The organism is Streptomyces sp. NBC_01429 (assembly GCF_036231945.1).
In the GTDB taxonomy this organism is placed as follows: domain Bacteria; phylum Actinomycetota; class Actinomycetes; order Streptomycetales; family Streptomycetaceae; genus Streptomyces.
Genome location: NZ_CP109599.1, coordinates 6,157,122 through 6,181,463 on the forward strand (window position 1 = coordinate 6,157,122; position 24,342 = coordinate 6,181,463).

21 protein-coding genes are annotated in these 24,342 nt (G+C 70.5%); 17 read left to right on the forward strand and 4 right to left on the reverse strand.

The genetic code is table 11. The annotated features are described in order from the left end of the window. Positions 1 to 30 precede the first annotated feature (30 nt). The 5 genes from OG627_RS27065 (at position 31) to OG627_RS27085 (ending at position 7,137) form a co-directional block, all read left to right on the forward strand. On the forward strand, positions 31 to 927 hold the full coding sequence (locus OG627_RS27065; protein ID WP_329069392.1) for an MHYT domain-containing protein: 897 nt from the start codon (positions 31 to 33) through the stop codon (positions 925 to 927). Between the two features lie 73 nt (positions 928 to 1,000). Further along, positions 1,001 to 3,133 (forward strand): excinuclease ABC subunit UvrB, encoded by a 2,133-nt coding sequence (gene uvrB / locus OG627_RS27070; protein WP_329069394.1) that lies wholly within the window; start codon positions 1,001 to 1,003, stop codon positions 3,131 to 3,133. 185 nt (positions 3,134 to 3,318) lie between these two features. After that, entirely contained in the window at positions 3,319 to 3,885 is a 567-nt protein-coding gene (locus tag OG627_RS27075) for a TerD family protein (protein ID WP_329073027.1), read from the forward strand. A 145-nt stretch (positions 3,886 to 4,030) separates the two neighbouring features. Then, a complete protein-coding gene (locus OG627_RS27080) occupies positions 4,031 to 5,896 on the forward strand; it encodes a TerD family protein (protein ID WP_329069396.1) in 1,866 nt (621 codons plus the stop codon). Between the two features lie 224 nt (positions 5,897 to 6,120). Continuing rightward, positions 6,121 to 7,137: a TerC family protein gene (locus tag OG627_RS27085; RefSeq protein WP_329069398.1), complete on the forward strand. Its 1,017-nt coding sequence runs from the start codon at positions 6,121 to 6,123 to the stop codon at positions 7,135 to 7,137. A 91-nt stretch (positions 7,138 to 7,228) separates the two neighbouring features. Here OG627_RS27085 and OG627_RS27090 read toward each other — a convergent pair whose 3' ends face one another. Further along, positions 7,229 to 7,882, reverse strand: a complete 654-nt coding sequence (locus tag OG627_RS27090; RefSeq protein ID WP_329069399.1) for an MBL fold metallo-hydrolase — start codon at positions 7,880 to 7,882, stop codon at positions 7,229 to 7,231. Positions 7,883 to 7,940: 58 nt separating this feature from the next. Beyond that, entirely contained in the window at positions 7,941 to 8,627 is a 687-nt protein-coding gene (locus OG627_RS27095; protein ID WP_329069401.1) for a maleylpyruvate isomerase family mycothiol-dependent enzyme, read from the reverse strand. Positions 8,628 to 8,881: 254 nt separating this feature from the next. Between OG627_RS27095 and uvrA the strand changes: the two genes are divergently transcribed. Then, positions 8,882 to 11,899 carry an excinuclease ABC subunit UvrA gene (uvrA, locus tag OG627_RS27100; RefSeq protein ID WP_329069404.1) on the forward strand — a complete coding sequence of 1,006 codons (3,018 nt, stop codon included), beginning with the start codon at positions 8,882 to 8,884 and terminating at the stop codon, positions 11,897 to 11,899. Positions 11,900 to 11,963: 64 nt separating this feature from the next. On the opposite strand, the gene OG627_RS27105 is transcribed toward uvrA, so the two are convergent. Together OG627_RS27105 and OG627_RS27110 are read right to left on the reverse strand one after the other, a co-directional pair. Continuing rightward, positions 11,964 to 13,181 (reverse strand): cytochrome P450, encoded by a 1,218-nt coding sequence (locus OG627_RS27105; RefSeq protein ID WP_329069405.1) that lies wholly within the window; start codon positions 13,179 to 13,181, stop codon positions 11,964 to 11,966. 43 nt (positions 13,182 to 13,224) lie between these two features. Next, complete coding sequence (locus OG627_RS27110; RefSeq protein WP_329069407.1) at positions 13,225 to 13,419, reverse strand: ferredoxin; 195 nt, start codon at positions 13,417 to 13,419, stop codon at positions 13,225 to 13,227. Between the two features lie 188 nt (positions 13,420 to 13,607). On the opposite strand from OG627_RS27110, the gene OG627_RS27115 reads away from it, so the two are divergent. From OG627_RS27115 to OG627_RS27165, 11 genes are all read left to right on the forward strand, one after another. Continuing rightward, entirely contained in the window at positions 13,608 to 14,210 is a 603-nt protein-coding gene (locus OG627_RS27115; RefSeq protein ID WP_329069409.1) for a MarR family winged helix-turn-helix transcriptional regulator, read from the forward strand. A gap of 65 nt (positions 14,211 to 14,275) precedes the next feature. After that, entirely contained in the window at positions 14,276 to 14,704 is a 429-nt protein-coding gene (locus tag OG627_RS27120; RefSeq protein WP_329069411.1) for a Rieske (2Fe-2S) protein, read from the forward strand. A 116-nt stretch (positions 14,705 to 14,820) separates the two neighbouring features. Next, positions 14,821 to 16,923 carry an excinuclease ABC subunit UvrC gene (gene uvrC / locus OG627_RS27125; RefSeq protein ID WP_329069413.1) on the forward strand — a complete coding sequence of 701 codons (2,103 nt, stop codon included), beginning with the start codon at positions 14,821 to 14,823 and terminating at the stop codon, positions 16,921 to 16,923. Then, positions 16,916 to 17,908: an RNase adapter RapZ gene (rapZ, locus tag OG627_RS27130; RefSeq protein ID WP_329069415.1), complete on the forward strand. Its 993-nt coding sequence runs from the start codon at positions 16,916 to 16,918 to the stop codon at positions 17,906 to 17,908. Before uvrC ends, rapZ begins: the two co-directional genes overlap by 8 nt. Further along, positions 17,905 to 18,939: a gluconeogenesis factor YvcK family protein gene (locus tag OG627_RS27135; protein ID WP_329069417.1), complete on the forward strand. Its 1,035-nt coding sequence runs from the start codon at positions 17,905 to 17,907 to the stop codon at positions 18,937 to 18,939. Before rapZ ends, OG627_RS27135 begins: the two co-directional genes overlap by 4 nt. Next, positions 18,930 to 19,919 (forward strand): DNA-binding protein WhiA, encoded by a 990-nt coding sequence (gene whiA, locus OG627_RS27140; RefSeq protein ID WP_329069419.1) that lies wholly within the window; start codon positions 18,930 to 18,932, stop codon positions 19,917 to 19,919. Before OG627_RS27135 ends, whiA begins: the two co-directional genes overlap by 10 nt. A 317-nt stretch (positions 19,920 to 20,236) precedes the next feature. Beyond that, a complete protein-coding gene (gene gap, locus OG627_RS27145; protein WP_329069421.1) occupies positions 20,237 to 21,241 on the forward strand; it encodes a type I glyceraldehyde-3-phosphate dehydrogenase in 1,005 nt (334 codons plus the stop codon). A 122-nt stretch (positions 21,242 to 21,363) separates the two neighbouring features. Beyond that, complete coding sequence (locus OG627_RS27150; RefSeq protein ID WP_329069423.1) at positions 21,364 to 22,575, forward strand: phosphoglycerate kinase; 1,212 nt, start codon at positions 21,364 to 21,366, stop codon at positions 22,573 to 22,575. 7 nt (positions 22,576 to 22,582) lie between these two features. Further along, positions 22,583 to 23,377 carry a triose-phosphate isomerase gene (tpiA, locus tag OG627_RS27155; RefSeq protein ID WP_329069425.1) on the forward strand — a complete coding sequence of 265 codons (795 nt, stop codon included), beginning with the start codon at positions 22,583 to 22,585 and terminating at the stop codon, positions 23,375 to 23,377. A gap of 170 nt (positions 23,378 to 23,547) precedes the next feature. Beyond that, complete coding sequence (gene secG, locus OG627_RS27160; RefSeq protein ID WP_329069427.1) at positions 23,548 to 23,778, forward strand: preprotein translocase subunit SecG; 231 nt, start codon at positions 23,548 to 23,550, stop codon at positions 23,776 to 23,778. Positions 23,779 to 23,952: 174 nt separating this feature from the next. After that, positions 23,953 to 24,288: an RNA polymerase-binding protein RbpA gene (locus OG627_RS27165; protein ID WP_443073548.1), complete on the forward strand. Its 336-nt coding sequence runs from the start codon at positions 23,953 to 23,955 to the stop codon at positions 24,286 to 24,288. Positions 24,289 to 24,342 lie beyond the last annotated feature (54 nt).

Consider the following 24,342-nt stretch of genomic DNA (forward strand, 5'->3'; position numbering starts at 1 on the left):
GTAAGCACAAGGGGCGAAGGGCACACCACTATGCAGGGCACCATCGACGGATTCAGCTACGGCCTCGTCACACCCGTGGCGGCCTTTCTCATGGCCTGCCTGGGCGCGGCGCTCGGCCTGCGCTGCACCGTGAGATCCCTGCGCGCCCACAGCTCCTGGAAGCCGGGCGGGCTCGCCCTGGGCGCGGCCGCGATCGGTTCGGGCATCTGGACCATGCACTTCATCGCGATGACGGGTTTCTCCGTCGCGGAGGCGCCGATCGGGTACGACGCGCCGACGACCTTCGCCAGTCTGGCCGTGGGGATCATCATGGTCGGGATCGGGATCTTCATCGTCGGTTACCGGGGCTCGACCCGGATGGCGCTGGTCACCGGCGGCATCATCACCGGCCTGGCCATCGCCACCATGCACTACCTCGGCATGGCCGGGATGCGGGTGAACGGGCGCGTCGACTACGACATCGCGACCGTCACCCTCTCCGTCCTGATCGCCGTCGCCGCCGCGACGGCCGCGCTGTGGGTCGTCGTCTCGCACCGCGGCTTCCTGGCCGGCCTGGCCGCCAGCCTGGTGATGGGCGTCGCGTCGACCGGCATGCACTACACGGGGATGTCCGCCGTCCACGTCCATCTCGCGGAGGTCAACGCCGCCCCCGGCGGCGAACCGGCCACCGAACTGCTCATCCCGATGCTGATCGGCCCGGCGGTCTTCCTGCTGCTGGCCGGGGTGGCCGTGCTGTTCGATCCGTTCCTGGTGGCTGGCCGGGACCGGGAGGAGCGTCCCGCACCGGCCGTTCCCGGTCCGTGCGATCACACGGGCGTGCCCGCGCAGCGGTCCCGGGCGCGCTCGCCCCACCGCGAGCCCGCCGACCGGGCGGCCGCCCGCTCCGCCCGGCCCCGGCACGGCTCCCAGGACCTCCACGACTGGTGAGCCGGCGGGGTCCCGGGGGCGGTCCGCAGTCCGGAATCGCCCGACTGTCAGTGCGGGGTCGTACGGTGGATCCATGCGGCCCGTTTCCAAGATCGAACGTACGGTGGCGCCTTTCGAGGTCGTCAGCTCCTACCAGCCCAGTGGCGATCAGCCGGCGGCCATCGCCGACCTGGAGCGGCGTGTCCGCGCGGGTGAGAAGGACGTCGTCCTGCTCGGCGCGACCGGCACGGGCAAGTCGGCGACCACCGCCTGGATGATCGAGAAGCTTCAGCGGCCCACCCTGGTGATGGCGCCGAACAAGACGCTCGCCGCCCAGCTGGCGAACGAGTTCCGCGAGCTGCTCCCCAACAACGCCGTCGAGTACTTCGTCTCCTACTACGACTACTACCAGCCGGAGGCGTACGTCCCGCAGTCGGACACCTACATCGAGAAGGACTCCTCCGTCAACGACGAGGTGGAGCGGCTGCGCCACTCGGCGACCAACTCGCTGCTGACCCGCCGCGACGTGATCGTCGTCGCCTCGGTCTCCTGCATCTACGGCCTCGGTACCCCACAGGAGTACGTGGACCGCATGGTGCCGCTGAAGGTCGGCGCCGAGATGGACCGCGACCAGATGCTGCGCCGTTTCGTCGACATCCAGTACACGCGCAACGACCTGGCGTTCACGCGCGGCACCTTCCGGGTGCGCGGCGACACCATCGAGATCTTCCCGGTCTACGAGGAGCTGGCCGTCCGGATCGAGATGTTCGGCGACGAGATCGAGGCGCTCTCCACGCTGCACCCGCTCACCGGCGAGGTCATCAGCGACGACCAGGAGCTGTACATCTTCCCCGCCAGCCACTACGTGGCCGGACCCGAGCGCATGGAGAAGGCGGTCAACGGGATCGAGCGCGAGCTGGAATCCCGGCTGGCCGAGCTGGACAAGCAGGGCAAGCTGCTGGAGTCCCAGCGGCTGCGCATGCGGACGACGTACGACATCGAGATGATGCGGCAGATCGGCTCCTGCTCCGGCATCGAGAACTACTCCATGCATTTCGACGACCGCGACCCCGGTTCCCCGCCCAACACCCTCCTCGACTACTTCCCCGAGGACTTCCTGCTGGTCATCGACGAGTCCCATGTCACCGTGCCGCAGATCGGCGCGATGTACGAGGGGGACGCCTCCCGCAAGCGGACCCTGGTCGACCACGGCTTCCGGCTGCCGTCCGCGCTCGACAACCGGCCGCTGAAGTGGGAGGAGTTCCAGGAGCGGATCGATCAGACCGTCTACCTCTCCGCCACCCCGGGCACCTACGAGATGTCCCGCTCCGACGGCTTCGTCGAGCAGATCATCCGCCCCACCGGACTCATCGACCCGGAGGTCGTCGTCAAGCCCACCGAGGGCCAGATCGACGACCTGGTGCACGAGATCCGCGAGCGCACCGCGAAGGACGAGCGCGTCCTGGTGACCACCCTCACCAAGAAGATGGCCGAGGACCTCACCGACTACTTCCTGGAGCTGGGCATCCAGGTGCGCTATCTCCACAGCGACGTCGACACCCTGCGCCGGATCGAGCTGCTGCGCGAACTGCGCGCCGGGGAGTACGACGTCCTGGTCGGGATCAACCTGCTGCGCGAGGGCCTCGACCTCCCCGAGGTCTCGCTGGTGGCGATCCTCGACGCGGACAAGCAGGGCTTCCTGCGCTCGGGCACCTCGCTGATCCAGACCATCGGCCGGGCGGCGCGCAATGTCTCCGGGCAGGTCCACATGTACGCGGACAGGATCACCCCGGCGATGGAGCAGGCCATCGACGAGACGAACCGCCGCCGCGAGAAGCAGATCGCGTACAACACCGAGCGCGGCATCGACCCCCAGCCGCTCCGCAAGAAGATCAACGACATCGTCGCGACCATCGCGCGTGAGGAGGTCGACACGGAGGCGCTGCTCGGCACCGGCTACCGGCAGACGAAGGACGGCAAGCCCGCCAGGACTCCGGTGCCCTCGCTCGGCGCCAAGGCCGGCCGCAAGGGCGGCGGGGCGGGCGCCTCCGGCGCGGTGGTCACGGACCGGCCCGCGGCCGAACTGGCCGGGATCATCGAGGAGATGACCGACCGGATGCGGGCCGCCGCCGCCGAATTGCAGTTCGAGGTGGCCGCCCGGCTCCGGGACGAAGTCGGCGAGCTGAAGAAGGAATTGCGGCAGATGAGGGAGGCGGGACTCGCCTGACACGCCGGGACATCGGGTGTGTTGCAAGAACGCCACAAAACAGGCTCGGGCCTGCTGCGTCCGCCACGCCTCTGCGTAGGGTTCCGCACAACCGCACACGGACGGTTGCGGGGGACCATTCGAGAAGGGGACAGCGCGTGGCGGACGTATCCAAGGGCAGTGCGCCCGGGGGCCCTGGGGTCAATCTGACCAAGGGGCAGGCCATCAGCCTGGAGAAGAAGGGCGGCGGCACCCTGACCGCGGTGCGGATGGGGCTCGGCTGGCAGGCCGCGCCGCGCCGGGGGCTGTTCGGCTCCCGCACGCGCGAGATCGACCTCGACGCCTCGGCGGTCCTCTTCGCCGACAAGCAGCCGGTCGACGTCGTCTTCTTCCGTCACCTCGTCAGTGACGACGGCTCGGTCAAGCACACCGGGGACAACCTGGTCGGCGGGGCGGGCCAGGGCGGCGACGACGAGGCGATCCTGGTCGACCTGGAGCGGGTCCCGGTCCATATCGACCAGATCGTCTTCACGGTGAACTCGTTCACCGGCCAGACGTTCCAGGAGGTCCAGAACGCGTTCTGCCGCATCGTCGACGAGACGAACGGCCAGGAGCTGGCCCGCTACACCCTGGACGGCGGTGGCCAGTACACCGCGCAGATCATGGCGAAGGTCCACCGCTCGGGCGCGGGCTGGCGGATGACGGCCCTGGGCAGCCCGGCCAACGGCCGTACGTTCCAGGACCTGATGCCGGCGATCCTGCCGCACCTGTAGGTCCTGTCCGACAGCCGCACGCGGTCCCCGGCGACCGGTCGCCTCGCGCGATCCGCCGGGGGCCGCGCCGCTGCCGTGGCGCCCCGTACCGCCACACCAGTACCGCCACACCCGTACCGCCACAGCCGACGAGGGGACAGAGGCGATGACCGCCGAGCTGGTCCGGGGGCAGAACCATCCCCTGCCGCACACCCGACTGGAGATACGGGTGACGGCCGGTGTCCCCGTCCTGGCCTGTGCCACGTTCGGCGACGAACGGGGTGACGCGCCGGGGACCGACTCGGTGGCCCACCCCGGCTCACCCGCCCTGCCGGGCGTCGAGGTCTCCCGCCGGGCCGCCACCGGCCCCCGCTTCCACATCGATCTGGAAGCCGTACCCGCACCGGTACAGCTGGTACGGGTGGTGCTCGCGCTCCCCGAGGGCGTCGGCGGGCCCGACCGCTTCGGCGCCGCCGCCGCCCCCTCCGCCGTGGTCGCCTCCGCTGACGGCGCCGAGATCGCCGGCTTCACCCTGACCGGACTGGACGCCGAGTCCGCCGTCATCGCGCTGGAGCTGTACCGCCGTCACGGCGGCTGGAAGGTCCGCGCGGTCGGCCAGGGATACGCGGGCGGCCTCGGGGAACTCCTCGCCGACCAGGGAGTGCCCGGCGCCCGCGAGACAGCCGCCGGAATCCAGGAGGCGGCCGGCCGCCACCCGGCCCGTGCCGTGCGGGAAGCCGGGCCCGGGCCGGGAACGCCCGACGGAGCGCGCCGCCCCGGCGCCGTGAACTACATCCACCCGGGCCGGCCGAGGCTCACCGCCACTCCCGCGACCTCGCCCGCGACCCCGCCCGCGACCTCGTCCCCGGCCGAGGCGTCCGCCCCGCCGTCAGGGCCCGGTGAGCCGCCCCGCCCGGTGGCGGGCGACGCCGGCGGCTGGACCATGGACGAGCGCCTCTACAACCAGGTCTGGGGCATGTTCGAGGACCTCGCCCGCTCCGTCGCCGCGTACCGGAGCGCGACGGGTTTCGCCGAGTCCCGGATGGACCAGGAGCTGGACCGCCTCCTCGCCGACCCGCGCGGCCGGACCGGCGGGGCGGGCGAGGCGGCCCGCGCGCGGGCCCGCGCCGCGCACGACGAGCTGGCCGGGCGGGCCCGCACCGTTCTCGACCGCGACCTCGACCGGCTCGCCGCCGAGTCCGAGGTCGTCGAGCCCGCCCTGCCACCGGCGTACGCGCGCTGGGACAGCGCCTGCTGGCAGGACTACCAGGTGCCCCGGGAGGCCCCGATGGCGCTGCGCCTGGGCGATCTCCGGCTGCCCGAGCGCCCCGGGCTGCGGATCCCGATGCTGGTGCGGCTGCCGCTGGAGCGCGGGCTGTGGATCGACAGCGGCCGCTCCGGCCCCGCGGTGGCCCCGGCGGCCGACCCGCGCCGGTCGGCCATGGACACGGCGGTCTCGCACGCCGCGCGCCTTCTCGCGGTCCATCCGCCCGGCGCGTTCACCGTCCAGGTGATCGACCCGGCCGGCTCCGCGACCGCCGCCCTGGCGCCGCTCACGGCCGCCGGAGTGCTCGACGGGCCGCCGGCCACCGGGGCCGGGGGAGTGGCGGCGCTCCTCGCGCGGCTCACCCGGCGGGTGGACCTGGTGCAGATGGCGGTGCGCGGCGGCGCCGCCGAGTCGCTGCCGCCGGATCTGGACCCGGCGGAGCAGCTGCTGATCGTCCACGACTTCCCGCACGGCTTCGACGACCGCACGGTGACCCAGCTGCGCTACCTCGCCGACGAGGGGCCCGCCGTCGGCGTCCATCTGATGATGGTCGCGGACCGCGAGGACGCGAGCGGTTACGGACCGGTGCTGGATCCGCTGTGGCGGTCGCTGCTCCGGATCACCCCCGTCCCCGATGATCACCTGGCGGATCCCTGGGTCGGCCACGCGTGGACGTACGAGCCGCCGGTGGTCCCTCCGGGCAGCGGGATACTGGATCGCGTTTTGCGCCAAGTGGCGCAAAAACGTCGCGCCCCCCGGCGCTGACCTGCATACTTGGGTCTTCTTTACCTTTCTCTTTACCTTCTCTTGGGTTTTGCTGTACTGTTTTCGCAGCGGAGGGGAGTACTCCCACCATCGCGACGTACCCGTCAATACGGACCGCCATCGGTCCCGGGGCGTCGGCCCGGTACGCGGCTGAGCCGCCCGGGTGGAGGAGACCTCCGGCAGCGGACAACGCTGATCAGTTGCCGTACCAAGCCGGAGGAACAGTGGACGTCTCGTTGAACCTGTGGGTGCTGACCATTCTTGGTCTGTCCGCCCTGATCGCCGTCGACTTCTTCATCGGGCGCAAGCCCCATGACGTGTCGATGAGGGAAGCCGGTATCTGGACGGTCGTCTGGATCGCCCTCGCCGCGCTGTTCGGCCTCGGCCTGATGCTGTTCGGTACGGCACAGGCTTCCGGAGAGTTCTTCGCGGGCTTCATCACCGAGAAGTCGCTCAGCGTCGACAACCTCTTCGTCTTCGTCCTGATCATGGCGAAGTTCTCGGTGCCCACCCATCTCCAGCAGCGTGTGCTGCTGGTCGGGGTGCTGATAGCCCTGGTCCTGCGGGCCGTGTTCATCGCCGCCGGCGCCGCCATCATCGCCAGCTTCTCGTGGGTCTTCTTCATCTTCGGCGCGTTCCTGATGTACACCGCCTGGAAGCTCATCCAGGAGGCGCGCTCGGACGAGGAGGAAGAGGAGTTCGAGGAGAACCGCCTCCTGAAGTCCATCGAGAAGCGCTTCGGCGTCGCCGACCGCTACCACGGCACCAAGCTCTTCATCCGGGCCAACGGCAAGCGGATCCTGACCCCGCTGATGGTGGTCATGCTCGCCATCGGGACCACCGATGTGCTCTTCGCTCTGGACTCCATCCCCGCGATCTTCGGTCTCACCCAGGACCCGTACATCGTCTTCACCGCCAACGCGTTCGCCCTGATGGGCCTGCGGCAGCTCTACTTCCTGATCGGCGGTCTGCTCAAGAAGCTGGTGCACCTCAGCTACGGCCTGTCGGTGATCCTCGGCTTCATCGGTGTGAAGCTGGTGCTCCACGCGCTGCACGAGTCCGGGGTGCACGTCCCCGAGATCTCCATACCGGTCTCGCTGGCGGTCATCTGCGGTGTGCTGGTCGTCACCACGATCACCAGCCTCATCGCCTCCAAGAAGCAGGCGGAGCGCGAGGCGGCCGAGGCGGACGGCGGCGACCAGGGCGGCGGCGAGTCCGGCAAGGACAGCATCCAGGTCTGACCCACGCGGTCAGAAGCGCGGGGCGAGTGTCAGAGCCGCCACTCGCCCCGCGTGACCGTGACCGGCCGGTCCGCGACCACCGGTCCCGCGCCTACCAGCCCCGCGCCCGCCACTCGGCCAGGTGCGGGCGCTCGGCGCCGAGCGTGGAGTCGTCGCCGTGGCCCGGATAGATCCACGCCTCGTCCGGCAGGGTGTCGAAGATCTTCGCTTCGAGCCCGTCCAGCAGGCTGGTGAACTCGGCGGGACCCGCCGTCTTCCCCGGGCCGCCCGGGAAGAGGCAGTCACCCGTGAAGACATGCGCGTGACCGTGCGGATCGTCGTAGACCAGCGCGATCGACCCGGGGGTGTGGCCCACCAGGTGCAGCGCCCTGAGCCCGATCTCCCCGACCCTGACGGTGTCCCCGTCGGCGACCGGCACATCGGTGGGTACGGGGATGCCCTCCGCGTCGTACCGGCCGGCGTACGTCGTGGCGCCCGTGGCCGCCACGACCTCGGCCAGTGCCTGCCAGTGGTCGCCGTGGCGATGGGTGGTGACGACGGACGCGATGCCGTCGGCGCCGATCAGGGTCAGCAGGGTCGGCGCGTCATTGGCCGCGTCGATCAGCAACTGCGCGCCGGTGGCCCGGCAGCGCAGCAGATAGGCGTTGTTCTCCATCGGCCCGACGGCGACCTTGGAGATCATCAGGGCGGGCAGTTCATGCACGTCCGCCGGTCCGCCGACCTTCACCGCTCCGCTGTATGTCATGCCGCGCAGCCTATAACCGGCGCGTGGCCTCTCACACGAGACCGCTGGGACGGCCGATCTAAAGCGGCGGAAGTACGGGCAGCTCCCCGCCCGCGAGGTCCAGCGCGGCCCCGTCGCGCCGGCCCGCCAGCCAGCCCAGCAGGTCGGGCGCGGGGCCGGTCACCGCGAGCGCTGCGCCCTCCCGGCGGCCGGTGCGCCAGGTCCGCCCGTCCGGCGCGCTCAGTGTCAGCGCCGGCACCGCGGGGTTCCCCGAGAAGCGCTCCGCCAGGAAGCCGATCTCCCGTTCGGTGAACTCCGCGGAGAGATCTTCCAGCTCGCTGCCCAGCCCCAGGTCGACATGGTGCAGCTCGACCTCGATCCAGCGGCGGAAGGGCACCCGGGCTGCCGTGTCCGTCACGCCGTTGCGCAACGTGACCACCCGGCTCCAGTCGACGGAGCGGGCCGCGGAATGCCGGAAACCGTCCGCGGTGTTACGTACGTCGTCGAGCTGGACCGCGAGGGGCCGGGGAGCGTCCCGCTCGATGTCCGCGTCACGGGTCGTGCTGTCCGTGTACATCGGCCGGCCCTCCAGAACATTCGCCAGCGCGTCCGCGTTCCTGGCGATGTGCGCCAGTACGTGACCACGGCTCCAGCCCGGCAGCCGTGACGGCTCGGCGACGGCGGCGTTGTCCAGTGCGGCGGCCGCGCCGAGGAGTCGGTCGGTCGCTTCCCGTAGGGATTCCAGGTCCCGCGCGTGATCGATCATGCCGCCGACGATAGCGCCGCCACTCGATCGGGTGAAGACGACGGAGGGCCGCCGCAAATCGAATGTACGTGCTATAAGCTCGGAAGAGGCATCCTGGCATGTAGGCAATTCCACCGGCGCTCCCGAGCCCGGCCCCGAAGCCCGGCGATCCACCGCTTGGCGATTCATTCGTTCCGGCGATCCCCGAGGCCCGGACCCGACAGGTCCGGGCGGGGGCTTTGCCCCTGTCTCTCTTCAGAAAGGTGCGGACCGGCGTGGCCGACCGTCTCATCGTCCGTGGCGCGCGCGAGCACAATCTCAAGAACGTCTCGCTCGACCTCCCCCGTGACTCACTCATCGTCTTCACCGGGCTCTCCGGGTCGGGCAAGTCCTCTCTCGCGTTCGACACGATCTTCGCCGAGGGGCAGCGCCGGTACGTGGAGTCGCTCTCCTCGTACGCCCGGCAGTTCCTCGGCCAGATGGACAAGCCGGACGTCGACTTCATCGAAGGGCTCTCCCCGGCCGTCTCCATCGACCAGAAGTCGACCTCGCGCAACCCGCGCTCGACGGTCGGCACGATCACCGAGGTCTACGACTACCTCCGGCTGCTCTTCGCCCGGATCGGCAAGCCGCACTGTCCCCAGTGCGCGCGGCCGATCTCCCGCCAGTCGCCGCAGGCCATCGTGGACCGGGTCCTGGAGCTGCCCGAGGGCAGCCGCTTCCAGGTGCTCTCGCCGCTGGTGCGCGAGCGCAAGGGCGAGTTCGTCGACCTCTTCTCCGACCTCCAGACCAAGGGGTACAGCCGGGCCAGGGTCGACGGGCAGACCGTCCAGCTCACCGAGCCGCCCACGCTGAAGAAGCAGGAGAAGCACACCATCGAGGTGGTCGTCGACCGCCTCACGGTGAAGGACAGCGCGAAGCGCCGGCTCACCGACTCCGTCGAGACGGCCCTCGGGCTCTCCGGCGGCATGGTCGTGCTCGACTTCGTCGACCTCCCCGAGGACGACCCCGAGCGCGAGCGGATGTACTCCGAGCATCTGTACTGCCCGTACGACGACCTCTCCTTCGAGGAGCTGGAGCCCCGCTCCTTCTCCTTCAACTCCCCCTTCGGCGCCTGCCCCGACTGCACCGGCATCGGGACGCGCATGGAGGTCGACCCGGAGCTGATCGTCCCCGACGAGGACAAGTCCCTCGACGAGGGCGCGATCCACCCCTGGTCCCACGGCCACACCAAGGAGTACTTCGGCCGGATGATCGGCGGCCTCGCCAAGGCCCTCGGCTTCCGTACGGACATCCCGTGGGCCGGACTGCCCCAGCGCGCCAAGAAGGCGCTGCTCCACGGGCACAAGACGCAGGTCGAGGTCCGCTACCGCAACCGGTACGGGCGCGAGCGCGCCTACACCACCCCCGCCTTCGAGGGCGCGGTCTCCTTCGTCAAGAGGCGTCATACCGAGGCCGAGAGCGACACCAGCAGGGAGCGCTTCGAGGGCTATATGCGCGAGGTGCCCTGCCCGACCTGTGACGGCACCCGGCTCAAGCCGATCGTCCTCGCGGTCACGGTGATGGACAAGTCCATCGCCGAGGTCTCCGCGCTGTCCATCAGCGACTGCGCCGACTTCCTCAGCAGGCTCACGCTCAACGCGCGCGACAAGAAGATCGCCGAGCGGGTGCTCAAGGAGGTCAACGAGCGGCTGAAATTCCTGGTCGACGTCGGCCTCGACTACCTCTCGCTCAACCGCGCGGCCGGCACCCTCTCCGGCGGCGAGGCACAGCGCATCCGGCTCGCCACCCAGATCGGCTCGGGTCTGGTGGGCGTGCTGTACGTCCTGGACGAGCCGTCCATCGGTCTGCACCAGCGGGACAACCACCGGCTCATCGAGACCCTGGTCCGGCTGCGGGACATGGGCAACACCCTGATCGTCGTGGAGCACGACGAGGACACCATCAAGGTGGCCGACTGGGTGGTCGACATCGGCCCCGGCGCGGGTGAGCACGGCGGCAAGGTCGTCCACTCGGGCCCGTTGAAGGGCCTGCTGGCCAACAAGGAGTCGATGACCGGCCAGTACCTCTCCGGCAAGCGGTCCATCCCGACCCCGGACATCCGCCGCCCCGTCGACCCGGCACGTCGGCTCACGGTGCACGGTGCCCGGGAGAACAACCTGCGGGACATCGACGTCTCCTTCCCGCTGGGGGTGTTCACCGCGATCACCGGGGTCTCGGGCTCCGGCAAGTCGACGCTGGTCAACGACATCCTCTACACGCATCTGGCGCGCGAGCTGAACGGCGCCAAGTCGGTGCCCGGCCGGCACACCCGGGTCGACGGCGACCACCTGGTCGACAAGGTCGTCCATGTCGACCAGTCGCCCATCGGCCGGACGCCCCGGTCCAACCCGGCCACGTACACCGGTGTCTTCGACCATGTCCGCAAGCTCTTCGCGGAGACGATGGAGGCGAAGGTCCGCGGCTACCTCCCCGGGCGCTTCTCCTTCAACGTCAAGGGCGGCCGCTGCGAGAACTGCTCGGGCGACGGCACCATCAAGATCGAGATGAACTTCCTGCCGGACGTCTACGTTCCGTGCGAGGTCTGCCACGGGGCGCGCTACAACCGGGAGACGCTGGAGGTCCACTACAAGGGCAAGTCCATCGCCGAGGTGCTGGACATGCCGATCGAGGAGGCGCTGGACTTCTTCGAGGCCGTTCCCACCATCTCGCGCCACCTCCGGACGCTCAACGAGGTCGGACTCGGCTATGTCCGGCTCGGCCAGTCCGCGCCGACCCTCTCGGGCGGCGAGGCCCAGCGCGTGAAGCTGTCGAGCGAGCTGCAGAAGCGCTCCACGGGCCGTACGGTCTACGTCCTGGACGAGCCGACGACCGGTCTGCACTTCGAGGACATCAGCAAGCTGATCACCGTGCTGTCGGGGCTGGTCGAAAAGGGCAACTCGGTGATCGTCATCGAGCACAACCTGGACGTCATCAAGACGGCGGACTGGGTGATCGACATGGGTCCCGAGGGCGGCAACGGAGGCGGCCTGGTCGTCGCCGAAGGCACCCCGGAGCAGGTGGCCGGGGTCCCGGCCAGCCACACCGGCAAGTTCCTGCGCGACATCCTGGACGCCGAGCGCATCAGCGACGCGGCGGTCCCTGCGAAGAAGGCCCCGGCGAGGAAGACGGCGGCCAAGAAGGCGACCGCGGCCAAGAAGCCGGCCGCCGTGAAGCCGGCCGCGGTGAAGACGACGGCCGCCGCCAAGAAGGCACCGGCCAAGAAGTCCGCCACCGGCTCGCGCCGCTCCTGACGCGAGGCCGTCCCGTTCCGTCCGCCCCACGGGTGGACGGGACGGGACGGACGGGGCAGTGGCCCTACCAGGCGACGGGGAGTTCGTGGACGCCGTACACGAGCATGTCCTCCTTGAAGCGGAGTTCGCCGTCGGGGACGGTGGTGCGCAGGCCGGGGAAGCGCCGCAGCAGGGCCGGATAGGCGAGTTGCAGCTCGGCGCGGGCCAGATTCTGGCCGAGGCACTGATGGCTGCCGTGGCCGAAGGCCATGTGGCGGCGCACCTCGGGCCGGTCTATGTCGAGACGGTCGGGGTCGGGGAAGACGGTCCCGTCCCGGTTCCCGGCGTCATTGGCGAGGACGACCCCCTCACCCGCGCGGACGACCGTGCCGGCGATCTCCACGTCCTCGGTGGCCACGCGGCGCCGCCCGCTGTGGGTGATGGTGAGATAACGCAGCAGCTCCTCCACGGCGTTGGCGACGCGGGCGGGGTCGTCGCTGTCCCGGACGGTGGCGAGCTGTTCGGGGTGGTGGAGCAGGGCGAGGGTGCCCAGGGCGGTCATGTTCGCGGTGGTCTCGTGGCCCGCGCTCAGCAGCAGGATCGCGTTCTCGACCAGATGCCTCCGGTCCAGTTCGCCGGTGCGCACCCGCTCCACGACCAGAGTGCTGAGCAGATCGTCGGCGGGCTCGCGCTCCTTGACGGTGATCAGCTCGTCCAGATAGGCGGCGAGTTCCCCGGAGGCCGCCCTGGCCTGTTCCGGTGTGCTGTCGAGGGTGACCAGGGCGCGCGCGGCGCGCTGGAAGAGACCGCGGTCCCGGTGGGGGACGCCGAGGAGTTCGCTGATGACGAGCGAGGGCATCGGCAGGGCGAACGCGCTCACCAGGTCGGCCGGCGGGCCGGCCGCCTCCATGTCGTCCAGGAGCCGGTCGATGATCTCCTGGATACGGGGCCTCATGGCGGCGACGCGCTTGACCGTGAAGTGGGCGGTGAACATGAGCCGTTGATGGTTGTGCTCGGGGTCGTCCCGGGCGATGAACGGCAGCCGGTCGAGGTTGCGGCTGGCCTCCACGCCCGCGCTCTGGGCCGGGTGTCCCGGACGGGTGACGTCGGCGCTGAACCGCGGATCGGCGAGTACGGCGCGCTGGTCCGCGTAACGCGTCAGCAGCCAGGCGACCTGCCCGTTCCAGAGACGGATCGGGGAGACCGGTGCCTCTTCGCGCAGCGTCGCGTACTGCGGTGGGGGGTCGAAGGGGTAGCCGGACGCGCGGCTCAGCGGAAAGGTGGGGACGGCCGTCTCGGGCATGACGCTTCCTCCGGGCAGTAGGGGGTGGCTGGTCGTGCGGGGGTCAGGCGCTGACCTCGATGGCGGCGGCCGGGCACAGCGTCGCGGCCTCCCGCGCCCGGTCGAGGGCGTCGGCGGGCGGCGCGGGATCGAGCAGGACGACGACGCCGTCCTCGTCCCGCTGGTCGAAGAGGTCGTCGGCCGCGAGAACGCACTGTCCCGCGCCGCAGCACTTGTCCTCGTCGATCGCGATACGCATGGGATTTCTCCACTTCTCCGCGGATACCGGTGCGGGTCTGAAGTTAGTTACCTTAAGTAGCGTCTCCTCGGTGCGTGTATAGGACAAGTACGTCTTCGGCCATCTCCGCGCCCGCCGCTCCCGGGGGGCAGCGCCCCGGCGCGTCCCGGCACTCCGCGGCGCGCGCGGTCTCCGGCATGATGGACCGGGTGCACGGTTCATCCGACCGGACGGGACGCGGCATCGCCGAGCTGCAGGCGCTGCTGTCCGCGCTCGCCTACGACCTCACCCGCCCCCGGACCCACGAGCGGATCGTCGCCATGGCCGGAATGCCGGTCGACCGCGCCGGGCTCGCCCTCCTGCGCGTGCTGGTGGAGGAGGGGCAGCCCCTGCGGATCGGACGGATCGCGGAGCGGCTGGGGGTCCGTACCCCCCATGTCACCCGGCAGGTACGGGAACTCGAACGACAAGGTCTGGTCGAACGCGTGCTGGAACCGGCGGACCGCCGCGCGCGGCGGATCACGCCCACCCCGCTGGGGTCGGACACCCTGGCGCGCGTCGACCGCGCCTCCCAGGCGTCGCTGGCGGAGAGCCTCGACGGGGTGGCCGCGCACCGCATCGAGGACGCCGTCGAAGTGCTGCGGCGGATCTCCAGCCACCGCCGGACGGGCGGGAGCGGCACCGGGGGCGCGCCCGCGCCCGCTTCCCCGCCCGCGCCCGCCCCGGCTCCCGAGCCCGCTCCCGGCTCCGCCCCGGCTCCCCCTGCCGCTCCCGCTCCCGGGAGCGAGGGGGCCGCAGAGGGCGGCCCCTGACCGGCCGCCGGGAGGGCACCGGTATCGTCAGGTATGTCACCGACCCCCTGACCAGTGGAGACACCATGGCCGGCCCGTCAGCCCCCCGCCGTACCGTGCTGAAGGGCGCAGCCCTCGCCGGGGTGGCCGGGCTGGGAGTGGCCGCCTGTTCCACCGATTCGAAGCTCGGCCACGCGGAGACCCCCACGCCCACCGCGCCGGTCGATCTGGGCGAGGCGTCCGAGGTGCCGGTCGGGGGCGCCAAGCTCTACAAGGAGCAGCGCGTCGTGGTCAGCTGCCCGGCGAAGGGCCAGTACAAGGCGTTCAGCGCGCAGTGCACCCACGCGGGCTGCCTCCTGGAGAAGCTGGAGGGCACCGTGGGGGACTGCCCGTGCCACGGCAGCAAGTTCGACGTCACCACCGGAGAGGTGCTCCACGGCCCGGCGACCGCGCCGCTGCCCGAGGTGCCGGTGACGGCCGCGGGCGGGAAGCTCGTCGCGGGCCCGCGGAGCTGAGGCCGGCGGAGCTGAGGGCCGCAGAACTGAGGCCCGCGGAGCTGACGGCGTGAGCCGTTCACCTCGCACCGCCCTGCACCACCCCGCTGTCGGTGCCCGACAGTAGGGTGGAGTGTATGGCCGACCCCTCCAGCTACCGCCCCAAGCCGGGACAGATCCCCGACTCGCCGGGGGTCTACAAATTCCGCGACGACCACCGCCGGGTGATCTACGTCGGGAAGGCGAAAAGCCTGCGTCAGCGGCTCGCCAGCTACTTCCAGGACCTGGCGGGTCTGCATCCGCGCACCCGCTCCATGGTCACCACCGCCGCCTCCGTCGAGTGGACCGTCGTCTCCACCGAGGTCGAGGCGCTCCAGCTGGAGTACTCCTGGATCAAGGAGTACGACCCCCGGTTCAACGTCAAGTACCGCGACGACAAGAGCTATCCGTCCCTCGCCGTCACGCTGAACGAGGAGTTCCCCCGGGTCCAGGTGATGCGCGGCGCCAAGAAGAAGGGCGTGCGCTACTTCGGACCGTACGGACACGCCTGGGCCATCCGCGAGACCGTCGACCTGATGCTCCGTGTCTTTCCCGTACGGACCTGCTCCGCCGGGGTGTTCAAGAACGCGGCGCGGACCGGCCGCCCCTGCCTCCTCGGCTATATCGACAAGTGCTCGGCGCCCTGCGTGGGCCGGGTCACCCCCGAGGAGCACCGCGAACTGGCCGAGGAGTTCTGCGACTTCATGGCCGGCCGCACCGGCACGTACCTCCGCCGCCTGGAGAAGCGGATGACGGACGCGGCCGAGGAGATGGAGTACGAGAGGGCGGCCCGGCTGCGCGACGACATAGGCGCCCTGCGCCGCGCGATGGAGAAGAACGCCGTCGTGCTGGCCGACGCCACCGACGCCGACCTGATCGCGGTCGCCGAGGACGAGCTGGAGGCCGCCGTACAGATCTTCCACGTCCGCGGCGGCCGGGTCCGCGGCCAGCGCGGCTGGGTCACCGACAAGGTCGAGGCCGTCGAGACGGCGGGCCTGGTGGAACACGCGCTCCAGCAGCTGTACGGGGAGGAGCGCGGCGACGCCGTGCCCAAGGAGGTGCTCGTCCCCGCGCTGCCCCGGGACGAGGGCGAGACCGAGGCCCTCGCCCAGTGGCTGAGCGAGCGCAGGGGGGCCCAGGTCTCGCTGCGCATCCCGCAGCGCGGCGACAAGAAGGACCTGATGGTGACGGTCGCGCGCAACGCGCAGCAGTCCCTGGTCCTGCACAAGACCAAGCGCGCCAGCGACCTCACCACCCGCTCGCGCGCGCTGGAGGAGATCTCCCAGGCGCTCGACCTGGACAGCGTGCCGCTGCGCATCGAGTGCTTCGACATCTCGCACCTCCAGGGCGACGACGTCGTGGCGTCCATGGTGGTCTTCGAGGACGGCCTCGCCCGCAAGAGCGAGTACCGCCGCTTCCAGATCAAGACGTTCGAGGGCCAGGACGACGTACGGTCGATGCACGAGGTGATCACCCGTCGCTTCCGGCGCTACCTCCAGGAGAAGGAGCGCACGGGCGAGTGGTCGGAGGAGCCGGAGACCTCCACCGAGCCGGAGACCCCCACCGAGCCGGAGATCCCCGCTGACGCGGACGCCGCCGCCCTGCCCGACGGCGCCGCCCTGCCGGACAGCCCCGATCAGCAGCCCGGCTCCGAGCCCCTCACCGAGGACGACGGCCGGCCCAAGCGGTTCGCCTACCCGCCCCAGCTCGTCGTGGTCGACGGCGGTCAGCCCCAGGTCGCCGCCGCCCAGCGGGCCCTCGACGAGCTGGGCATCGACGATGTCGCGGTCTGCGGCCTGGCCAAGCGCCTCGAAGAGGTCTGGGTGCCGGGGGAGAGCGACCCGGTCGTCCTGCCCCGCTCCAGCGAGGGGCTCTATCTGCTCCAGCGCGTGCGCGACGAGGCGCACCGCTTCGCCATCACCTATCAGCGCGCCAAACGGGCCAAACGCATCAGGACCAGCCCGCTGGACGACGTGGCCGGGCTGGGCGAGTCCCGCAAGCAGGCCCTCATCAAGCATTTCGGCTCGGTGAAGCGGCTGCGGCAGGCGACAATCGACCAGATCTGCGAGGTGCCCGGCGTCGGCCGCAAGACGGCCGAGTCGGTTGTCGTGGCCTTCGCCGACGCGGCCCCGGCGGCACCCGCCGTGAACACGGCAACAGGAGAGATCATGGAAGACAACGGGGGCACCACGCATGACTGAGCACGACCGGGACGGAGCAGGGCACGTGAGTACGGGCAGTACAGGCACGGGCAGTACGAGCACGGGCGGTACGGGCGCAGGCGGTACGGGCACCACCAAGGAGAACGGCGACGCCGTCGAGGCGGCCATCCCCGAGCTGGTGATCATCTCCGGCATGTCGGGCGCGGGCCGCAGCACCGCGGCCAAGTGCCTGGAGGACCTCGGCTGGTTCGTCGTGGACAACCTGCCGCCCGCGCTCATCCCCACCATGGTGGAGCTGGGCGCCCGCTCGCAGGGCAACGTGGCGCGGATCGCGGTCGTCGTGGACGTCCGTGGCCGGCGCTTCTTCGACAACCTCCGCGAATCCCTCGCCGACCTCGACGCCAAGGAGGTCACCCGGCGGATCGTCTTCCTGGAGTCCTCCGACGACGCGCTGGTCCGCCGCTTCGAATCCGTCCGCCGCCCGCACCCCCTCCAGGGCGACGGCCGGATCGTCGACGGCATCGAGGCGGAGCGCGATCTGCTGCGCGAGCTGCGCGGCGACGCCGACCTGGTGATCGACACCTCCGACCTCAACGTCCACGAGCTGCGCAGCAAGATGGACGCCCAGTTCGCCGGCGACGAGAAGCCGGAGCTGCGGGCCACCGTCATGTCCTTCGGCTACAAGTACGGGCTGCCGGTCGACGCCGACCTGGTGGTGGACTGCCGCTTCCTGCCCAACCCGCACTGGGTCCCCGAGCTGCGCCCCTTCACCGGGCTCAACGAGGAGGTGGCCACGTATGTCTTCAACCAGCCCGGCGCCAAGGAGTTCCTCGACCGCTACACCGAGCTGCTCCAGCTGATCGCCGCCGGCTACCGCCGCGAGGGCAAGCGCTATGTGACCGTCGCCGTCGGCTGCACCGGCGGCAAGCACCGTTCCGTCGCGATGTCCGAGAAGATCGGCGCGCGCCTCGCCGCGGAGGGCGTCGAGACCGTGGTCGTCCACCGGGACCTGGGGCGCGAGTGACCGGACGGACCTTCCGTATGCGCCGACTGCGCCGGGGTGTCCCGACGCTGTCGGCGCGCGGGCGCGGCGCCCAGCCGAAGGTCGTCGCGCTCGGCGGGGGGATGGGCCTGTCGGCCTCCCTCGCCGCGCTCCGCCGGATCACCGGCGATCTCACCGCGGTCGTCACCGTCGCGGACGACGGCGGCTCCAGCGGCCGGCTCCGGGAGGAGCTGGGCGTCCTGCCGCCCGGCGATCTCCGCAAGGCCCTCGCCGCGCTCTGCGGGGACGACGACTGGGGCCAGACCTGGGCACGGGTCATCCAGCACCGCTTCCAGTCCCAGGGCGACCTGCACGAGCACGCGGTCGGCAATCTGCTGATCGTCGCCCTCTGGGAGCAGCTCGGCGACCATGTCCAGGCCCTCGACCTGGTCGGCAAGCTCCTCGGCGCGCACGGCCGGGTGCTGCCCATGTCCGCCGTCCCGCTGGAGCTGCAGGCGCTCGTACGGGGGCACGACCCGGCCCTCCCCGACCGGATCGACACCGTACGCGGCCAGGCGACCGTCGCGCTCACCCGCGGCGAGGTGCAGTCCGTCCATCTGGTGCCGCAGGATCCCCCGGCCGTCCCCGAAGCGGTCGCCGCCGTCATGGACGCCGACTGGGTGGTGCTCGGCCCCGGCTCCTGGTTCTCCTCCGTGATCCCACATCTGCTGGTGCCCGAGCTGCTCGACGCGCTCGTCGAGACCAAGGCCCGACGCGTCCTCTCGCTGAACCTCGCTCCGCAACCCGGTGAAACCGATGGCTTCTCACCGCAGCGTCATTTGGAGGTTTTGGGGCGACACGCCCCTAAACTCGCCTTGGACGTGGTGCTGGCCGACGAGGCCGCCGTGCCTGACTGCGAATCTCTCTCCGATGCCGCGAAGCGGTTCGGTGCCGCGGTCGAGCTGGCGCCGGTGGCAGCGCCCGACAGTTCGCCGGTCCATGATCCCGAGCTGTTGGCAGCCGCGTACGACCGTATTTTTCGGATGCATGGAAGGATCGGCCCATGGCGATGACGCCAGCGGTGAAGGACGAGATCGCCCGCCTCCCCGTCACCCGGACGTGTTGCAGGAAGGCGGAGGTTTCGGCGATCCTTCGGTTCGCGGGCGGGCTGCACCTGGTGAGCGGCCGCATCGTGATCGAAGCGGAGCTGGACACCAGCATCGCCGCGCGCCGACTGCGCAAGGACATCCTGGAGATCTTCGGGCACAACTCGGAGCTGGTGGTGATGGCCCCCGGCGGGCTGCGCCGCGGCAGCCGTTACGTCGTTCGGGTGATCACCGGCGGTGATCAGCTGGCGCGGCAGACCGGTCTGGTGGACGGCAGGGGGCGCCCGATCCGCGGGCTTCCCCCACAGGTCGTCTCCGGCGCCACCTGTGACGCGGAGGCCGCCTGGCGCGGCGCGTTCCTGTCGCACGGATCGCTCACCGAGCCGGGCCGCTCCTCCTCCCTGGAGGTGACCTGCCCGGGTCCCGAGGCCGCCCTCGCGCTGGTCGGCGCGGCCCGCAGACTCCAGATCGCCGCCAAGGCCCGCGAAGTGCGCGGGGTGGACCGCGTGGTCGTACGGGACGGGGACGCGATCGGCGCGCTGCTGACCCGGCTCGGGGCGCACGAATCGGTGCTGGCCTGGGAGGAGCGGCGGATGCGCCGCGAGGTCCGCGCCACGGCCAACCGGCTGGCCAACTTCGACGACGCGAATCTGCGCCGGTCCGCCCGCGCGGCGGTCGCCGCCGGAGCCCGGGTGCAGCGCGCGCTGGAGATCCTGGCCGAGGAGGTGCCCGAGCACCTGGCCGCAGCCGGCCGGCTGCGGATGGAGCACAAGCAGGCGTCCCTGGAGGAGCTGGGCGCGCTCGCCGACCCGCCGCTGACCAAGGACGCGGTCGCCGGACGGATCAGGCGGCTGCTGGCCATGGCCGACAAGCGGGCCCAGGACCTGGGGATTCCGGGCACGGAGTCCAACCTCAGCGAGGAGCTGGCCGACGGCCTCGTCGGCTGACGCCGCACCGGCCGGGCCGCACCGCGCGGATCCGGCCGGGGCGCCCGTACGCACGCCGTCGCGATGCCCGTACGGGCCCGGCGCGTACGCCCGTACGGATCCGCGCGCACCCGTGCGGACCTCGGTTCGGGCGCGGTGCGCGGCGCCGCCGGGTCTGTCCGTACTCGCCGGTAATGGCGGGTGCGGGCGGGCGCCGGCTCCGGGGGCCACTCGATGTCACCGCGCGGCCCGTGGAGAGGTAGGGTCATAAGCGGTCGGGGACATCCCATACAACTCGCCGGCGTCGAAACCCGGCGTACCAACGAGGAGATCGGTTCGTGACGATCCGCGTAGGCATCAACGGCTTTGGCCGCATCGGTCGTAACTACTTCCGCGCGCTGCTGGAGCAGGGTGCAGACATCGAGATCGTGGCTGTCAACGACCTGGGTGACACTGCGACCACGGCGCATCTGCTGAAGTACGACACCATCCTGGGCCGCCTCAAGGCCGAGGTGTCCCACACCGCCGACACGATCACGGTCGACGGTCACACCATCAAGGTGCTCTCCGAGCGCGACCCGGCCGACATCCCCTGGGGTGAGCTGGGCGTCGACATCGTCATCGAGTCGACCGGCATCTTCACCAAGAAGGCCGACGCCGCGAAGCACATCGCCGGTGGCGCCAAGAAGGTCCTCATCTCGGCTCCGGCCTCGGACGAGGACATCACCATCGTGCTCGGCGTCAACGAGGACAAGTACGACCCGGCGAACCACCACATCATCTCCAACGCCTCCTGCACCACCAACTGTGTGGCGCCGATGGCCAAGGTTCTCCTGGAGAACTTCGGCATCGTCTCGGGCCTGATGACCACGGTCCACGCCTACACCAGCGACCAGCGTCTCCAGGACTTCCCGCACAAGGACCTGCGTCGCGCCCGCGCCGCCGCCGAGAACATCATTCCGGCGAGCACCGGTGCGGCCAAGGCCCTCGGCCTGGTCATCCCGGAGCTGGCGGGCAAGCTCAACGGCATGGCGATGCGGGTGCCGGTCCCGACGGGATCCGTCACCGACCTGGTCGTCGAGACGGAGCGCGTGGTGACCAAGGAAGAGGTCAACGCCGCGTTCCAGAAGGCCTCGCAGGGTGAGCTGAAGGGCTACCTGGACTACACCGAGGACCCGATCGTCTCCTCGGACATCGTCAACTGGCCGGCCTCCTGTACCTTCGACTCCTCCCTGACCATGGTCCAGGGCAAGAGCGTGAAGATCATCGGCTGGTACGACAACGAGTGGGGCTACTCCAACCGTCTGGTCGACCTGACCGTCTTCGTCGGCGGCCAGCTCTGATTCAGGGCCGGTAGGCACCTCGACATGAGCGACAGGGCTCGGGCGGCGCACTGGACATGTTCCAGCGGCGCGGTCCGAGCCCTGTTGGCCTGTCCAGACATCCCCAAGGAGTCCAGCAGCAGATGAAGACGATCGACGAACTTCTCACCGACGGGGTCGCGGGCAAGCGCGTACTCGTCCGCGCCGACCTCAACGTGCCGCTCGACGGCACCACCATCACCGACGACGGCCGGATCCGCGCCGTCGCGCCGACCATCGCCAAGCTGGCCGAGGCCGGCGCGCGCGTCGTCGTCGCCTCGCACCTGGGCCGCCCCAAGGGCGCGCCCGACCCCGCTTTCTCGCTCGCCCCCGCCGCCGCGCGCCTCGGTGAACTCCTCGGCGCGCCCGTGGCGTTCGCGACCGACACGGTCGGCGAGTCCGCCAGGGCGAGCGTCGCGGCCCTCGCCGACGGCGAGGTCGCCGTCATCGAGAACCTCCGCTTCAACGCGGGCGAGACCTCGAAGGACGACGCCGAGCGCGGCGCCTTCGCCGACGAACTGGCCGGGCTGGCCGATCTGTACGTGGGTGACGGCTTCGGCGCCGTACACCGCAAGCACGCCTCGGTCTTCGACCTGCCCGCCCGGCTGCCGCACGCGGCCGGCTATCTGATCGCCACCGAGGTCGGTGTCCTCAAGAAGCTCACCGACGACGTGAAGCGGCCGTACGCGGTCGTTCTCGGCGGTGCCAAGGTCTCCGACAAGCTCGCCGTGATCGACCACCTGCTGGAGAGGGCCGACCGCATCCTGGTCGGCGGCGGCATGGTCTTCACCTTCCTCAAGGCGCAGGGCCACGAGATCGGCTCCTCGCTCGTCCAGGAGGACCAGATCCCGGCCGTCCAGGAGTACCTGACGCGGGCGAAGGAGCGCGGCGTGGAGTTCGTGCTCCCCGTCGACGTCCTGGTCGCCGCCGAGTTCCCCGACCTCAAGACCAAGGCGCCCGCCCACCCCGAGACGGTGGCCGCCGACGCCATTCCCGCCGGACGGATGGGCCTGGACATCGGCCCCGAGACCGGCCGGCTCTACGCCTCGAAGCTCGCCGACGCGGCCACCGTCTTCTGGAACGGCCCGATGGGCGTCTTCGAGCACCCCGACTACGCCGAGGGCACCCGCGCCGTCGCCCAGGCGCTCGTCGACTCCCCGGGCTTCTCGGTGGTCGGCGGTGGCGACTCCGCCGCCGCCGTCCGCATTCTCGGCTTCGACGAGAACGCATTCGGCCATATCTCGACCGGTGGCGGCGCGAGCCTCGAATACCTCGAAGGCAAGACGCTTCCCGGCCTCGCCGCACTGGAGGACTGAACTCTTCATGACCGCTTCCACCGAAAAGACCGGCCGCACCCCGCTGATGGCGGGCAACTGGAAGATGAACCTCAACCATCTTGAGGCCATCGCGCACACCCAGAAGCTCGCCTTCGCGCTGTCGGACAAGGACTACGACGCCGTCGAGGTCGCCGTCCTGGCGCCCTTCACCGACCTGCGGTCCGTACAGACCCTGGTCGACGGCGACAAGCTCAAGATCAAGTACGGCGCCCAGGACATCTCGGCGTACGACTCCGGCGCGTACACGGGTGAGATCTCCGGCCCGATGCTCGCCAAGCTCAAGTGCGCCTATGTCGCCGTCGGGCACTCCGAGCGCCGGCAGTACCACGCCGAGTCGGACGAGGTCTGCAACGCCAAGGTGAAGGCCGCCTTCAAGCACGGTCTGACCCCGATCCTCTGTGTCGGCGAGGGACTCGACGTCCGCAAGGCCGGACAGCAGGTGCCGCACACGCTCGCCCAGCTGGACGGCGGCCTCAAGGACATTCCCGCCGACCAGGCCGCGACCGTCGTGATCGCGTACGAGCCGGTGTGGGCGATCGGCACCGGCGAGGTCGCCACCCCCGAGGACGCCCAGGAGGTGTGCGCGGCGATTCGCGCGCGGCTCGCCGAGCTGTACTCGCAGGAGCTGGCCGACGGGGTCCGCATCCAGTACGGCGGCTCGGTCAAGTCCGGGAATGTCGCCGCGATCATGGCGCAGCCCGATGTGGACGGCGCTCTGGTCGGCGGGGCGGCGCTGGACGCCGACGAGTTCGTCAAGATCGTCAGGTTCCGCGACCAGTAAGTATGCGGTAGCACGGATCCGTCGTACCCTGGCGGGGGCCGAGAACGCTCAACCGAGTATGCGGAGCGCGACTCCGTGTATTCGGGGCAGGCGCATCGGCCCCCGTTATCCGTTTTCAGTCCTGTCAGTTCTTGGCCTGTCAGTCCGAGGAAGTTGGTCCAGCCGTGGTTATGGGGTTCTCGATCGCCCTCATCATCTTCAGCCTGCTGCTGATGCTGCTGGTGCTGATGCACAAGGGAAAGGGCGGCGGCCTCTCCGACATGTTCGGTGGCGGAATGCAGTCGTCGGTGGGTGGTTCCTCGGTCGCCGAGCGTAACCTCGACCGCATCACCGTTGTTGTCGGTCTGCTGTGGTTCGCGTGCATTGTCGTGCTGGGTCTGCTGATGAAGCTGGACAGCTGAGCAGAGGTACGGTACGACGTCGCGGGCGCGGCCTATCATGGGGTTCCGCGCCGGGCGTCGGGGGAGTAACTCCCTTCACTGCAAGCGCGTTGGGCCTTACGTAGACTCTGGCCAGCCCGGCAGCGGAGCTGCCTACCGATGCATTGCGGCACCATCACGCAGGGAGTTACGACCGTGGCAAGTGGCAACGCGATCCGGGGAAGCCGGGTCGGAGCGGGGCCGATGGGTGAGGCCGAGCGCGGCGAGTCAGCGCCCCGCCTGCGCATCTCCTTCTGGTGCTCCAACAGGCACGAGACGGTGCCGAGCTTCGCCAGCGACGCGCAGGTTCCGGAGACGTGGGACTGCCCGCGCTGCGGCTTCCCGGCAGGCCAGGACCGGGACAATCCGCCGGACCCGCCCCGCACCGAGCCGTACAAGACGCATCTCGCGTATGTACGGGAGCGGCGCAGCGACGCGGACGGCGAGGCGATCCTCGCCGAAGCCCTGGCCAAGCTTCGCGGCGAATTCTAGCCAATTCGTTTTCCACGCATTCCCGCCTTTCTTCCGGCCGGGCACCCCAGAGGT

Excerpts from the sequence above, each read along its gene's own strand:
- tpiA (WP_329069425.1), top strand. The coding sequence starts at position 22,583 with ATGACCGCTTCCACCGAAAAGACCGGCCGCACCCCGCTGATGGCGGGC.
- uvrB (WP_329069394.1), top strand. The coding sequence starts at position 1,001 with ATGCGGCCCGTTTCCAAGATCGAACGTACGGTGGCGCCTTTCGAGGTC.
- OG627_RS27110 (WP_329069407.1), bottom strand. The coding sequence starts at position 13,419 with ATGCGTATCGCGATCGACGAGGACAAGTGCTGCGGCGCGGGACAGTGC.
- OG627_RS27080 (WP_329069396.1), top strand. The coding sequence starts at position 4,031 with ATGACCGCCGAGCTGGTCCGGGGGCAGAACCATCCCCTGCCGCACACC.
- rapZ (WP_329069415.1), top strand. The coding sequence starts at position 16,916 with ATGACTGAGCACGACCGGGACGGAGCAGGGCACGTGAGTACGGGCAGT.
- OG627_RS27095 (WP_329069401.1), bottom strand. The coding sequence starts at position 8,627 with ATGATCGATCACGCGCGGGACCTGGAATCCCTACGGGAAGCGACCGAC.
- uvrC (WP_329069413.1), top strand. The coding sequence starts at position 14,821 with ATGGCCGACCCCTCCAGCTACCGCCCCAAGCCGGGACAGATCCCCGAC.
- OG627_RS27150 (WP_329069423.1), top strand. The coding sequence starts at position 21,364 with ATGAAGACGATCGACGAACTTCTCACCGACGGGGTCGCGGGCAAGCGC.
- whiA (WP_329069419.1), top strand. The coding sequence starts at position 18,930 with ATGGCGATGACGCCAGCGGTGAAGGACGAGATCGCCCGCCTCCCCGTC.
- OG627_RS27105 (WP_329069405.1), bottom strand. The coding sequence starts at position 13,181 with ATGCCCGAGACGGCCGTCCCCACCTTTCCGCTGAGCCGCGCGTCCGGC.
- OG627_RS27065 (WP_329069392.1), top strand. The coding sequence starts at position 31 with ATGCAGGGCACCATCGACGGATTCAGCTACGGCCTCGTCACACCCGTG.
- secG (WP_329069427.1), top strand. The coding sequence starts at position 23,548 with ATGGGGTTCTCGATCGCCCTCATCATCTTCAGCCTGCTGCTGATGCTG.
- OG627_RS27090 (WP_329069399.1), bottom strand. The coding sequence starts at position 7,882 with ATGACATACAGCGGAGCGGTGAAGGTCGGCGGACCGGCGGACGTGCAT.
- OG627_RS27120 (WP_329069411.1), top strand. The coding sequence starts at position 14,276 with ATGGCCGGCCCGTCAGCCCCCCGCCGTACCGTGCTGAAGGGCGCAGCC.